The organism is Alteromonas sp. KUL106 (assembly GCF_009811415.1).
Lineage (GTDB): Bacteria > Pseudomonadota > Gammaproteobacteria > Enterobacterales > Alteromonadaceae > Alteromonas.
On the sequence record NZ_BLIG01000046.1, the window covers coordinates 1 to 11,693 of the forward strand.

An 11,693-nucleotide genomic window follows, 5' to 3' on the forward strand; every position below is an offset into this window, starting at 1 on the left:
CAACTATCTATGCGGATTGGTATAAATGCCATAGTTTATGAAAATTGATGTACCCTAGCGTGACAACAGAAAAGGTATATAAACGATGACACAACATTTAGTAATTACTGGCTATGGATGGTTAGCAGGATATGTCGGCAAGGCGCTTGCGGGTAATGTTAAGATTACCGGAACAACAAGAAGTCACGAAAAATGCTTAACGTTGAAAGGTCAAGGTATCGACTGTATTGAATATGCGCTCGGTGATGATACTGAGACTCTTTGTCATTATCTGCCAAACGCAACGCTACTGCTCAATATACCGCCGGGCCGAAAAAGTACCCACTTAGAGACATTTACTGCCAATATGCTTGAACTCGTAGATGCGGCCGTGAGCGCTGGCGTTGCCCATATCGTGTTTATTAGTACCACGTCAGTCTATGGGGATAGCACTGATGAACATTTAAATGAGGACAGTGCTACGGCTCCTCAAACGGCTTCAGCCAAAGCGCACGTTGCTATAGAGAACCACTTGCTTGCAAAACGAGACCAAATTGACGTGAGTATTATACGATTAGCAGGTCTTGTTGGCCCCGACCGTCATCCTGCTCGTTCACTCAGTGGTCGTCAACTGGACGCAGGCAACAAAAGAATCAACCTTGTTCACATACAAGATGTTGTATCAGCACTTAAAAAAATTATTGGCAGTACGCCGATTAACGGCACATTACATTTATGCAGTCTGTCGCACCCCAAAAGAGGGGTCTACTATGTTGACGCAGCAAAAGCCATGCACATTGAAGCGCCCTGCTTTGCAGACACCGACAATGAACCCGCAGGCAAGGTTATAGATGCTCACAAAAGCTGGGAGCAGCTAGGCATTAAACCTGAGTACGGTGACCCCTACCTAATGTTTTAAGTCTCGCTGAGTGGGTAATTATCTATGCGGATGGGTATAACACAATAAAAAAACGGCAAGCTTATTTAAAGGCTTGCCGTTTTTGTTTGTGATTACTTCTACTTGAAAATTAGCCGAAAAGGCTCAAACCAAAGTATTTTACTGCAACGGTATTAACAAAAATCACGAGCAGAATGAGTGGTATAAAGGTTTTTAGAGAAACATCGACATACTTCTCAAACCAACTTCCTTTATAACCCTGACTACCCTCTTCAAGCGATGCATTGAAATTTGCGCTTTTCCAACGATAAATAACAAACAAGCAAATTAGCAGACCGTTAAGTGGCAAAATAGTGTCGTAGAACACGTCGTAGATCACGTCGAATAATGACTTATTCGCCCCTGCGTAGTGCATAAATGACGTGAGCATTTCAACTTTGCCAAATGACAGCGCGCTCAAAATTGCCAGTATGATCATAATGCTGCCAAGAGAGCCCAATGCCCATTTACGGCTAACGCCCTTCTCGTCCATTAATGCGGCTACAGGCACTTCAAAAATAGAGACAAGTGAAGTAATCGCAGCAAAGAACACGAGCAAGAAAAACAAGCTTGCTACAATCGATGCACCGATATATCCGATAGAATCTTGCAACGCCAAGAAAATGCTGGGTAAGTAGGTGAATATCATGCCTACTGACGATTCACTTAGTTCATCCGGGTTGATGTCAGGATTAAACGAGAAAATGGCTGGCAAAATCATTAGACCCGCAGTAAACGCGACAGCGGTATCGGTTAAGGCCACCAGTTTTGCGGCGCTTGGTACATCTGCACGCTTATCAATATAACTCCCATAGGTAATTAAGATACCCATGCCCAGCGACAATGAGAAAAACGCTTGAGACAGCGCGCCATTAACCACTTCAGCCGTTATCTTAGAAAACTCAGGGACGATATAGAACGTAACACCCGCCATGGCGTTGTCTTGAGTAAGCACAAAAATAACCAGGCCTATTAACATAACGAACAGCGCTGGCATAAGCAGCTTCGCCGCTTTCTCTATCCCTTCTTTTACCCCGCCTTGCAGAATAAGATAAACCACACCAACAACAACGGCCATGTAGGCAAAAATCGATTCGGAATTGATAAATATTCCAAAAGTATTCGGATCTGCCAGTTTATCTAAGTTACCGCTAACCGCTTCAAACAAATAACCAAAAAGCCATACGGTAATCACCATGTAAAAAACCGCAATCATGAAAGGAGTAGCAATCGCTAACCAGCCCGCCACCTTCCATTTCTTTTCGCCACCACTAATGTCGCTGTATGCACCTAATGGATCTTTTCTAGCATGACGACCCACTGACATTTCAGCCAGCATTACCGGTAAACAAATCGCAAAAACAAAGATAGCGTACATTAACAAGAATGCACCACCGCCGTTTTTAGCTGCACCGACAGGAAAACCCACTAAATTACCAATGCCCACCGCAGAACCTGCAGCAGCCAAAATAAAACCTATGCGCGATCCGAACTGTTCTCTGGCCCCGCTCATATCCCTTCCTCTTGTTGAGTTATTGTTATAGCAATTCGCAGGGTCTACACTTGATGTGTACGTTTTATTCGTACTTGTTTTACCGTGCGAACTGGTATTAATTATTATCAGGATGGCGTTTGTTATTATGACTCACGTTTGGCGTCAACGCGTTGTATTGCTACCTCTATGGGCTCATCAATACGCTGCACCATTCCCAAAAGAGCATGGTAACAGCAGTGAAATAAAAAGTCTTGATGTTGAACTTGTAGAAATAGTGATAAAGCGTATCACCAAGTTACCACTTCACCGTTCCAGTCGATAAAATGACACGTTTGTTCTCGATCTAGCTTAGAAATATGAGCAATAAGCTGTTTCGCAGTAAACTCAGGGGTGAATAGCTTTTTAGCGGCAACATTTTTCTGAAATGGCTTGGACAAGCCCGTATCAACGGTCCCGGGATGATAACAGACAAGCATGACATCCTTTACGCGGCGTTTATATTCAACCGATGCTGTTTTAACAAACATATTAAGTGCCGCTTTTGAAGCACGATAGCCATACCAACCGCCTAGTCCATTATCAGAAATACTGCCCACTCGCGCACTTAAACAAACAAGGGTTGAACCTTCTTTGCTGACAATATTGACAAGGTGCTTAAGCCATAACGCGGGGGTAATACTGTTAGTGGAGAAATACGCGGTAAGCGCTTGTTCGTTGATATCTTCCAACCGTTTCTCTGGATGTACGCCCGTATCTTCATTGTGTAAAAAGCCCGTTGTAATCACCACGGTAGTTAGCACAATATCCTGTTCTCTCAACTGCTTGACGAACGCACCGATGTGCTCATCGTCTTGCTGTGCTATCTGGTGATAGGTGACGTTTTCATGATGCGTTAGTTCAGAGGCAGGCGCTCTACTCACCGCGATAACGTGGGCATCATTAAGACAATATTGCTCAATGAGTGCTGTAGCGATTCCGCCTGAAGCGCCCACAATTAATACATTATTTTTCATTGGTATCTCCCGGGATACAGCGGTCGCACTGACGCTTTTTACCCGTCAGTAAATAGGAAATCGTGTACCTGTGCTTGGCAAACACGTTATAGCAGGCGTCGGCAACATAACGAATAAGCGGCCAGCGAAGCGGTGCATACAGCCAGCCTACCCCTACTGCTTTCCACGCTTCGTGGGTAACGTCAAGCCCAGTAATTAAGGTTCCGTCTTCTCGAAGACCATGAATTCTGGCATTCAGTGCATGCCAATCTAATGTGGGATATTGCTCAGAAAAATCAGGAGACTGGATGTCTACCAACGTTAACTTATTGTGCTTGTCTCGTTTGCTTAAATGTCGCATTTCGGCCATACAAAGTGGGCAATAGCCGTCGTAAAATATAATCACGTTCCAATACCTCTGCTAAACCAAGCGGACTTTATCTGTAACAGCGTGTTTGCGTTTGCAAATAATCGTGCTGAACTATCTGCATTAAATTCTATGGGCTGCTAGCTTAAAATCTTTTGCGAAAGCTTTGCGTTATTCTTATTTAATATTCGTTTATACGATAAAAAAACACGCTTGGATGACTTGTGTTGTAGGTAGGTCGCACCCACACTAGGGTGAAAGAATAAACGAGGTTTTACTATGGCAAATTTACAAGTCGCAACCTTAGCAGGCGGATGCTTTTGGTGCATAGAATCAGCTTTTAACAGTGTTGAAGGCGTAGAAAAAGCAGTGTCTGGTTATGCTGGAGGCGAAAAAGTAGACCCCACCTATGAAGAAGTATGCTCAGGTAATACAGGCCACGCCGAAGTCGTACAGGTGACATTTGATGCAGATAGCATCAGCTACCGAGAAATTTTAGAAATCTTCTTTGCGCTGCATAATCCTACTCAGCTTAATAGACAAGGAAATGATGTGGGCACTCAATATCGAAGTGCCGTGTTCTATCACGACGACGCTCAAAAGGCGGAAGCTGAGAAAATTATTGCCGAAATTACTGAAGAAAAAATTTGGCCAGACCCTGTCGTGACCGAAATCGTAGAAGTGAATAACTACTATGATGCGGAAGACTATCACCAGGACTATTTTAAAAATAATCCACAAAACCAGTATTGCTCAATGGTTGTTGCACCTAAGCTAGCAAAGTTTAAAAAGACCTTTGCATCGCGCCTTCGCAGCGAAGCATAGTGAAGTATCACTAAGACGTGTATTCGATAAGAAACGACGTTAACTCGTTAAGCTAAACCCAAAAAAAGGGTTGCAAGGTAAGCAACCCTTTTTCATGCTCAACTACTCAAACCACGCCTCACTAATCTTAAGCGAAAAAAGAAGGGGGGCTAAATCTTCATAGCGACCTCGGTGCGCCTCACACGTCGCGTTTTTTAAGTAATTCTTCTCCCAAGGGTCGTTAATAATCCAGAGCGTATCATTCATTGATACAAGACCTTCCATTGAAGCATTGTCCATTGTGTACTGGTCGCAACCCGAGTCTTTAGCCACATCAAAAGTAATTGGAATGCGTTTGGTAGCCTTGCTGCCGCTCGTATCAATTACCCAAAGTTCGTTGTCATTCCGCGCTGCGCCCATTAAGTAATGTTCCCCCGTTGAATGAGTGTAAACGGCTAATCCATTAATAGGATGATTGCCAGAAGTAAACGAAGGCAGTTGAAGCTTTGGCTCGCTTACTGTCGCGAAATCACTCGATGCAAAAAACGCGTCATCAATATTTAACGAAAAAATTCTCGGTTGAGCCGCTTTATCTTTCTCCAACGCTAAATAAAGCGTGCCGTCACTTGCCATCGCTAAACCTTCAATCCCATCGTTAGGAAAATTTCCCACTTCAAATTCAACGGGAAATTGCAATGGCCGCACTCCCGACATTTCAATCGCAGCATTATCTTTACGGGTTAGCTTTATTAGCAACGTGGGGTAGTCCGTAGAGCCAGTATCCTCGTACTTGCTTTCACAACGCGGACTTAGCGCACCTGTGCGCGTGGCATCCTCGGTGACCGTATAAATCACGTTAGGATCTCTAGGATCAACGGCTAATGCTTCTAAATCGGGCTCCTCATTGAGATAGCTGAAAAAGCAACTTCTTCGCACGCTCTGAGAATACGTAAAGCGTTCGCTCGAGGCAGCAAGCGTTGCAGTTTCAGGCGAAATTCGGTGAAGCTTTAACTGCTGCGTAGCATCAGCACTGGCATCTGAAACCGTAACAAGCATCCCCTCCATGGCCACCAACCCTGATGTTTGGGGGTCAAACATCACGTTACCATTCTCATCAAGTATCCACTTGCCCACCGCTACTTGCGAGAGATCTTGAGGCGCTGGCGTCATCACCACTTCTACCGGCTCACTGCAGGCGCTAATCAGCAATACAGTCACCACTGCACTTGTTAAGTATCTCAACATGTTTTGAAATCCTGTTTTGTACATCTCAAAGAGAGCCATTATCAATACTGAAAAATTTGTAAGGGAGTATAACGAGCATACCGTTTGTGCACAAAAAAGAGTAAAGTTACCTCGAAAATGAGAAACACCATTGATTACATTGACAATGCTACTCACGCTATGAAGCCGGCTATTATTGCGCGTTTTGCACAATAAATGATTCGGGCCTATCGATTACGGTGTGCCGTTTGAACACACCGGCTGTGTGAAGGCTTAACGGGCCTGAATTGGAAACGTATAAAGACAAACAGTGGGACAAAAGGATCGTCACAAAAGCACATGAAGAATGCCTTATAGCCCTAAAATAGGCACATCAAGGCTCAATGAGTATGTCGAGTATTAGATTATTTGTATAAGGAGAGCGTCATTTCTACGCAGCATTTGCCCCAAATTATTGCTGGGCCAATAGTTAGAAGAGTGACATCAAACACGTGTCATATGTGGCTAGTGAGCAGCACCGCTGATGCTCCCGTGCTGTCATTGTCTTACTGTGATACCGAATTGGCTGGCAACTGTAAGGCCGAAACCATTCCCGTGGGCGAGCACGCTTTTATACAACTCCTCACTTTCTCTGCGTCCTCGCCTTTTAATGACAGAGCGCGAATAAGCTACGAAATCACATTTCATGACCCCTTACAGCAAAATGCGTGGCAAGACGAGCAGCGTCCACTCCTGTATAAAGGCCAGACTCACCTTAGCTTTCATTACACTGAAACACCTGAAACAATTTTACACGGTTCATGCCGAAAGCCGCATTTTCATGGCGATGATGCCCTTGCTCAGGTAGATAACCTTCACCAAACTGCGTTTGAGGAAAAAGGACATTTTCCCGACTTATTGTTGATGACCGGCGATCAGATTTACGCCGACGATGTTGCAGGGCCGATGCTTAAAGCGATTCATTGTGTAATTGCTCGTTTAGGGCTCTATCACGAGTCGCTTGAAGGGGCTGTCATTGGCAATACCAGTGAACTTGCTACTCATGAATACGGATTTTATGAACGAGAGCGACTTCTTCCGCAAATAAGCACGAACACCGTCTTGTCCTCAATTTTCTTTGGGGCGAAGAAAAAGCCCGTTTTCACATCAGTAAACGCACAAAACCACTTGATTGGTCATGCTGAGATTATCGCTATGTATTTGCTGGTGTGGTCCGACACGCTGTGGGCCAATATCACCATAAACAAAAATGGCATCCCAGAAAAGTACCATGCTATCTTCGACAAAGAAAATGACGCGCTGACCGGGTTTGTAAAACAGCTTAAGCAAGTACGTCGCGCGCTGGCACACATCCCAACCTATATGATCTTTGACGATCATGATGTAACCGATGACTGGAATCTGACCCGCGGATGGGAACAGGAAGTCTATGGTAATCCTCTATCGAAACGCATGATCGGCAATGCACTCATTGGCTATTTGCTTTGCCAGGGCTGGGGAAATGCCCCCAAAAAAGTAGCCCCATTGATGACTAAAGTGCAAGAATCGATAGGAAAAGATGGCTTAAACGCTCACGATGAAATCATTGATGATTTGTTAGATTTTAATCAGTGGCATTACCGTTTAGATACCACCCCCCCTATTGAAGTTTTAGACACTCGCACACAACGCTGGCGTTCAGAATCCAACATGAACAAGCCATCGGGGTTAATGGACTGGGAAGCTTTATGTGATTTTCAGCATTCCATTATCGGCAAAGAGTCTGTCATTGTGGTATCGGCTGCCCCTATATATGGCGTGAAAGTGATTGAAGCTATTCAAAAGGTGTTTACCTTTTTTGGTAAAGCGCTCACGGTGGATGCAGAGAACTGGATGGCGCATAAAGGAACAGCTAACGTCATGTTGAATATCTTCAGGCATTACAAAACGCCGCCCGAATTTATTATTCTCTCCGGCGATGTGCACTATTCTTTCGTGTACGACGTGCGCCTGCGTTTTCGTCGCAACAGCCCTCACATTACCCAATTTACCTGTAGCGGTTTAAAGAACGCATTTCCTGATGGCTTGATAAAATGGCTAGACAGATTAAATCGCGTATTTTATCGCTCTAAGTCACCGCTCAACCTGTTTACCAGGCGCAGAAATATGTCGGTGAAAGCGAGGGAACCGAGTATGGGTTACGGCGAACTGTTCAACGGTTGCGCACTAGGTGTATTAAAAATTTCACAGAAAAACACCGATGTGCAGTGCAAGGCTTTGTTGAGCAACGGTAAAGAGGTAGAATTCCCCACTTCAAAAGACGACTAGTTCAAAAGAGGTATCTAATGAGTGATAGCGCACTGTCAATCGGGTTATTTTACGGCTCTACAACCTGCTACACCGAAATGGCGGCTGAAAAAATTCAAGCGCAGCTCAATAGTCTTTTTGACGAAAATATCGTTGAGCTTCACAATATTAAAGATGTGAGCTTATCTCGTACTGCCGACTACGACATCATTATATTCGGTATTTCAACGTGGGACTTTGGCGAGCTGCAAGAAGATTGGGAGTCTCATTGGGAAGATGTACACAGTTTAGATCTTTCTGGCAAAACCATAGCTTTATTCGGGTTGGGCGATCAGCTCGGATATGGAGAGTGGTTTCAAGACGCACTCGGCATGCTTCACGATGCCATCCTGCCTTCAGGCTGTAACGTCGTGGGCTACTGGCCGAACGAAGGGTATGAATTCACAGCCTCAAAAGCCTTGACTGAAGACAGATCACAGTTTGTAGGCTTGTCTCTTGATGATGAAAATCAGTACGACAAAACAGACGCGCGCATCGAAGCATGGTGTGAGCAGTTATTGGTCTCACTGGCCTAAAATTTACAATCGAGTAAAAACGTTGGAAAGCAAAGGCCGTATACATCAGCAATTTTATCGGAACGGCCCTAGCCACAGAGACGGCGCTGACGTTTCATTTCAAGATATCCGCAAACTTTTTAATTTCGCTACAATTACCGTAGGGCGATGGGTTACTGCGGAAGAACAGCAGATCGCGGCAAACCTTTTCTTCGATGCGCTTTATGACCTTGTTGCGATCCTCAATATTAACGAACAAGTGTTATCGCTAAACGGCTCCCTGTCTCTTGCTTTTGGCAGTGGCGGGCAAAAACACAGCAGCGCTCACTATAACAGCGCAAAACGACAGCTTGCGCTTGCAAAAAATGCAGGCGCTGGCGCCCTTGCCCATGAATGGTTTCACGCGTTTGACCACTATATTGCTCCGCGTATGTTTGATGGCGTTGCCCCGGGGTCGTTTGCCACTCAAGCATGGCTAGACAATGCACCAATGCACTCACATCCATTGAATCAAAAATTGAGCGATTGCTTCTCGTTATTGTTCCTAAATGATCAAAAGAGGCCCAATGAGTACTTTGTGCGATCCGTAGAGGCTGATCGCGCGCTGAAAATGTATTATTATGCTATGCCTCAGGAGATGGCTGCCCGAGCATTTGAAGCCTGTATCCAAGATCACGAGATCAAAAATGCGTTTTTGGTGCAGGGAACAAAAAAATCAAGGGAAGCTAGACTTGGCATTTATCCTCATGGTAACTTGCGTAAATCACTCAATCAGGCATTGATGTTGTATTTTTACCAATTAGGTGTCGCTATTTCACGAAAACAAACCTAGTTTGTTGTTTTATTACCGTGAAACTGAGTATTTTCTAAACAACAAGTGTTAATGAGCACACTGTTTTTATACAAAAGTCTGTATATTTTTGTAACAAGCAGTATACTAAATGGCTCGAACGTAACAGAAGAAAGAAGACGAGATGAAAAGAAAGAAGCATACCTCGGCTGAAGACGAGGCTCAGATTGATATGACCCCCATGTTGGACATCGTGTTCATCATGTTGATTTTCTTCATCGTAACGACCTCGTTCGTGAAAGAGAAAGGTTTAGACGTAAACCGTCCAGAAGACAATCAAGCTAAAAACGATAAGCCTTCAAAAGCGCTTTCTATCCGTATTGATGCTGATGGCACAATTATGATGGGCGGTCGTGAAGTTGATATTCGTCGTGTGGTTGCAAACACGCAAACATACCTAGCGGAAAATAACACGGATTCAGCGGCTATCCAGGCTCACGAAGACAGCGAGCACGGTACTGTGGTAGAAGTAATGAACCAAGTTAAAATCGCAGGTATTGAAAAAGTATCTGTTCTAGTTAAGAAGAAAAGCTGATAACTTCTAACTAGATTACATCGTTCAAAAGCCACCTTCGGGTGGCTTTTTTTGTTTATACCAATCCGCATGGGCAATTATCTATGCTGGTTGGTATAAGACCTTATACCAAAGTATCGCTTGTGCTATCGCATAAATTTTGTTCAGATCATATTATTCGGTGTGTCTGGAAAATCCATGTTGAAACTCGGTTCCAGACTCGGATGTCACTGGAGCCATAATGAATAAAAAAATACTCTACACTGCTGTGTTCGCGGCAGTTACGTCAGCCACACATGTGTCTGCGGCAAAAATTGAATTAAGTGAAGCATTCAATTACAACGCATTCATTTTCCAAAATTTCGAGGGCCAATCTTCTGATGTAGAAGGTCGTCTTGCGGTTGGTGGAGAAATGCGCGTCACCGACTTTAACGTTGGCTTATTGCTATCACCAGACTTATCAGAATCGGCGCTTGCTGTCGGCGGCAATCTGCATTTTACTCGCGGTAACGTGCACGGTGGTCCAACGACTGTGTCGGGTATGGTATTTGGCTCTGAGTTGTCATTCGACAATGCTATTAATGCACAACAAACCGTGAATTTGATCAACTCGACGGTAAAGTCTGGCGGTATCTCATCACAAGGTGACGTTAAACTGGGCAATTCAAACGTGGTTTCAGGCGATGTTCGCGCCAACACCATTAAGCTTGGTGGGCCTAATAGTGTTTACGACAGCGTTAGTAATACCAGCGTGTATGGCTCTCAAATTGAAAATGGTGATGTATTTGCTGAGTCAAACGTGGAGCTTGATAGCAGCGAAGTGAACGGCTCTGTAACACTTAACGATGTAAGCAACTACACTGGGATTAACGGGTCTACTGCAACTTCTGTCGTGCAAGGCAGCGTGAGTAAAGCGGATGTGAATAATATTGATTTCAACGCTATGGCTGCTGAGGTTACCGCTCAATCTCAAGCGTTTGCGTCTATGTCTGCAAATGGCACAACAACATTGTCGTGCACAGAAAAAGCAGATCCGGAAAAAGTGGTGGCTTGCAACGACCCTAACACGGCAAAGCTGAATACCATCACCTTCTCAGGCTCTGATGATATCAACATCTACAACATTGACTCTGCGTGGTTCAGTGCTACCGACAAAGGCATTGTCTATGATTTTTCTACCACCAGCTATAACATCATCAATGTATATGGTGAGTCGGTAGAGCTTTTCAATACTGGCTTTTTTAATACTGCGTTTACGCAGGAAAACAAATACTTCAGAGAAAACGGCCAGTATAGAGACAACGACAACAATATTGGTCAACGTCACGATGGGCTTTACACCAACAACATTTTATTCAATTTTGTCGATGCTGATTTTCTTACGCTGCATAGTGTAGGAGTTAAAGGCAGTGTATTGGCGCCATATGCAGAGCTTAGCTTCTATAATGGTCATGTAGATGGAAATGTTATTGCTAACAGTCTAACAACCCCATTGGTGCCACTGGTTAACGACGAAGGTCAAAACTACAATGCACCAACAGGCCAAGTGAATAACTATCGTTTCGGCGCAATCAACGTAAGTGAACCTGCTTCAATCGCGCTTTTATTCGGTGCAGGTTGCTTTATGTTAGTTAGACGAAGAAAAGCGAACTAACGCTCGATTAACGACAGTTCGCCTTCACATGAAAGCG

General features: G+C 44.3%; 11 protein-coding genes. 7 read left to right on the top strand and 4 right to left on the bottom strand.

The window, feature by feature from the left end; translation table 11 throughout:
* The first annotated feature begins 85 nt into the window (after window positions 1–85).
* Window positions 86–898: an NAD-dependent epimerase/dehydratase family protein gene (locus GVO63_RS15455; RefSeq protein WP_159581082.1), complete on the top strand. Its 813-nt coding sequence runs from the start codon at window positions 86–88 to the stop codon at window positions 896–898.
* Between the two features lie 109 nt (window positions 899–1,007).
* Here the strand turns inward: GVO63_RS15455 and GVO63_RS15460 are convergent, their stop codons facing one another.
* The 3 genes from GVO63_RS15460 to GVO63_RS15470 all read right to left on the bottom strand — a co-directional run bounded on the left by GVO63_RS15460 (window position 1,008) and on the right by GVO63_RS15470 (window position 3,809).
* A complete protein-coding gene (locus tag GVO63_RS15460; RefSeq protein WP_159581085.1) occupies window positions 1,008–2,429 on the bottom strand; it encodes a sodium-dependent transporter in 1,422 nt (473 codons plus the stop codon).
* A gap of 269 nt (window positions 2,430–2,698) precedes the next feature.
* On the bottom strand, window positions 2,699–3,424 hold the full coding sequence (locus GVO63_RS15465; RefSeq protein WP_159581088.1) for an SDR family NAD(P)-dependent oxidoreductase: 726 nt from the start codon (window positions 3,422–3,424) through the stop codon (window positions 2,699–2,701).
* On the bottom strand, window positions 3,414–3,809 hold the full coding sequence (locus GVO63_RS15470; protein ID WP_159494332.1) for a thiol-disulfide oxidoreductase DCC family protein: 396 nt from the start codon (window positions 3,807–3,809) through the stop codon (window positions 3,414–3,416). The genes GVO63_RS15465 and GVO63_RS15470 overlap by 11 nt, the downstream gene beginning before the upstream one ends.
* 240 nt (window positions 3,810–4,049) lie before the next feature.
* Between GVO63_RS15470 and msrA the strand changes: the two genes are divergently transcribed.
* Window positions 4,050–4,595, top strand: a complete 546-nt coding sequence (msrA, locus tag GVO63_RS15475) for a peptide-methionine (S)-S-oxide reductase MsrA (protein WP_159581091.1) — start codon at window positions 4,050–4,052, stop codon at window positions 4,593–4,595.
* Window positions 4,596–4,697: 102 nt separating this feature from the next.
* On the opposite strand, the gene GVO63_RS15480 is transcribed toward msrA, so the two are convergent.
* On the bottom strand, window positions 4,698–5,819 hold the full coding sequence (locus GVO63_RS15480) for a hypothetical protein (protein WP_159581094.1): 1,122 nt from the start codon (window positions 5,817–5,819) through the stop codon (window positions 4,698–4,700).
* A gap of 420 nt (window positions 5,820–6,239) precedes the next feature.
* Between GVO63_RS15480 and GVO63_RS15485 the strand changes: the two genes are divergently transcribed.
* The 5 genes from GVO63_RS15485 to GVO63_RS15505 all read left to right on the top strand — a co-directional run bounded on the left by GVO63_RS15485 (window position 6,240) and on the right by GVO63_RS15505 (window position 11,656).
* Complete coding sequence (locus tag GVO63_RS15485; RefSeq protein WP_159581097.1) at window positions 6,240–8,105, top strand: alkaline phosphatase family protein; 1,866 nt, start codon at window positions 6,240–6,242, stop codon at window positions 8,103–8,105.
* A 17-nt stretch (window positions 8,106–8,122) separates the two neighbouring features.
* Window positions 8,123–8,659 (top strand): flavodoxin FldB, encoded by a 537-nt coding sequence (gene fldB / locus GVO63_RS15490; protein ID WP_159494335.1) that lies wholly within the window; start codon window positions 8,123–8,125, stop codon window positions 8,657–8,659.
* A 22-nt stretch (window positions 8,660–8,681) separates the two neighbouring features.
* A complete protein-coding gene (locus GVO63_RS15495; RefSeq protein WP_159581242.1) occupies window positions 8,682–9,470 on the top strand; it encodes a CLCA_X family protein in 789 nt (262 codons plus the stop codon).
* Between the two features lie 142 nt (window positions 9,471–9,612).
* Window positions 9,613–10,023: a biopolymer transporter ExbD gene (locus GVO63_RS15500; RefSeq protein ID WP_159494337.1), complete on the top strand. Its 411-nt coding sequence runs from the start codon at window positions 9,613–9,615 to the stop codon at window positions 10,021–10,023.
* A gap of 220 nt (window positions 10,024–10,243) precedes the next feature.
* Window positions 10,244–11,656 carry a collagen-binding domain-containing protein gene (locus tag GVO63_RS15505; protein ID WP_159581100.1) on the top strand — a complete coding sequence of 471 codons (1,413 nt, stop codon included), beginning with the start codon at window positions 10,244–10,246 and terminating at the stop codon, window positions 11,654–11,656.
* The last annotated feature ends 37 nt before the right edge of the window (window positions 11,657–11,693 follow it).

What these genes read in the sequence shown, in the direction of transcription:
- fldB (WP_159494335.1), top strand. Translation starts at nt 8,123, where the DNA reads ATGAGTGATAGCGCACTGTCAATCGGGTTATTTTACGGCTCTACAACC.
- GVO63_RS15505 (WP_159581100.1), top strand. Translation starts at nt 10,244, where the DNA reads ATGAATAAAAAAATACTCTACACTGCTGTGTTCGCGGCAGTTACGTCA.
- msrA (WP_159581091.1), top strand. Translation starts at nt 4,050, where the DNA reads ATGGCAAATTTACAAGTCGCAACCTTAGCAGGCGGATGCTTTTGGTGC.
- GVO63_RS15480 (WP_159581094.1), bottom strand. Translation starts at nt 5,819, where the DNA reads ATGTTGAGATACTTAACAAGTGCAGTGGTGACTGTATTGCTGATTAGC.
- GVO63_RS15455 (WP_159581082.1), top strand. Translation starts at nt 86, where the DNA reads ATGACACAACATTTAGTAATTACTGGCTATGGATGGTTAGCAGGATAT.
- GVO63_RS15465 (WP_159581088.1), bottom strand. Translation starts at nt 3,424, where the DNA reads ATGAAAAATAATGTATTAATTGTGGGCGCTTCAGGCGGAATCGCTACA.
- GVO63_RS15460 (WP_159581085.1), bottom strand. Translation starts at nt 2,429, where the DNA reads ATGAGCGGGGCCAGAGAACAGTTCGGATCGCGCATAGGTTTTATTTTG.
- GVO63_RS15500 (WP_159494337.1), top strand. Translation starts at nt 9,613, where the DNA reads ATGAAAAGAAAGAAGCATACCTCGGCTGAAGACGAGGCTCAGATTGAT.